The sequence below is a fragment of the Endozoicomonas sp. ONNA2 genome, from assembly GCF_024606365.1.
Taxonomy (GTDB): domain Bacteria; phylum Pseudomonadota; class Gammaproteobacteria; order Pseudomonadales; family Endozoicomonadaceae; genus Endozoicomonas.
On the sequence record NZ_JAHHPO010000169.1, the window covers coordinates 1 to 1367 of the forward strand.

Consider the following 1367-nt stretch of genomic DNA (forward strand, 5'->3'; position numbering starts at 1 on the left):
ATATTACCCTAAGCTTCCAAGTAAGTCTGAGTTAGATTCCCTACAGTTGAATCACATCAGGATCAGTTTCCTTGCATTTCTCTCATTAATCATGAGTAAGCTATAACAAGCTTGCTTTAAGCTTTTGTCTATGGCTTTAAAACACTGTCGTGTAACGGGGTTTCAAATACCCCTTCAAACTGCTCTCTATCAAGTATTCGATTCAGCTTTACCGAAGAGGATGTTGAGGAAATAGTGTGATGAGAAATGTTACTGTTGCAACGGTTCAGGCAAGTTATACCTGGGATCTTGATAATAACCTGAACAAGGCCGAACAGCTGGTCAGGGAAGCCGCTGCCCGGGGGGCGCAAATTATCCTGTTATCTGAACTCTTCCAGGCACCCTACTTCTGCATCCAAACGGATGAAAAGCACTTTGCGCTTGCCCAGACATTGGCACAGAGCCAGGTGGTCAACCATTTCAAACAGGTTGCCAGCGAACTGGAAGTGGTACTGCCCATCAGTTTCTTTGAGCGACAAAATCAGGCGCTATACAACTCCATTGCCATTATCGATGCCGATGGCAATACCCTCGGCATCTACCGGAAAACCCATATTCCTGACAGCCCCGGCTATTGCGAAAAATTCTTCTTCACCCCGGGAGATACCGGCTTTCAGGTCTGGAATACCCGCTATGCCACGATTGGTGTAGCCATCTGCTGGGACCAGTGGTTTCCTGAATCGGCCCGTGCCATGGCGCTGATGGGGGCCGAACTGCTGTTTTTCCCCACCGCCATTGGTTCTGAACCCCAGGATGCCACCCTGGTATCCACCGACCATTGGCAGGTGGTGCAGCGAGGTCATGCTGCCGCCAACATCATGCCACTGATTGCCGCTAACCGGGTGGGTAAAGAAACCCACAGTAACGTGTTTGATGCCGAAGCCAAGGACGTTGAAATCACGTTTTACGGCTCTTCGTTCATCAGTGATGAGCACGGGCAGATGGTCAAGGCGGCCAATAAAACCGATGAATGCGTTCTGGTTCACAGGTTTGATCTGGATGCCATCCAGAAAACTCGCACATCCTGGGGGCTGTTCAGGGATCGTCGCCCTGAGATGTACCATAGTTTGCTCTCCTGCGATGGCGTGCATACCTGTAAATAAGTTTCTCCATCCCTGCTACCCCACCAATTCTCTCAACAGTGATTACGTAATGTCTCATCTATTAACCAGCACACCAAAAGCCGATGGTTATTACATGCCCGCTGAATGGCATGAACACTCCCGAACCTGGATGCATTGGCCGGAGCGCACCGATACCTGGCGATTGGGTGGCAAACCCGCGCAAGAGTCCTATGCACGTGTGGCGCGTGCCATCGCTGAATTTGA

The 1367-nt window shown here is 50.3% G+C and carries 2 protein-coding genes; both read left to right on the plus strand.

The features are described from left to right. Window positions 1–236 precede the first annotated feature (236 nt). On the plus strand, window positions 237–1142 hold the full coding sequence (aguB, locus tag KDK14_RS03100; protein WP_373691022.1) for an N-carbamoylputrescine amidase: 906 nt from the start codon (window positions 237–239) through the stop codon (window positions 1140–1142). A 94-nt stretch (window positions 1143–1236) separates the two neighbouring features. Then, window positions 1237–1367, plus strand: a 131-nt coding sequence (locus tag KDK14_RS03105; protein ID WP_257263559.1) for an agmatine deiminase family protein, incomplete at its 3' end; no start/stop codon positions are given.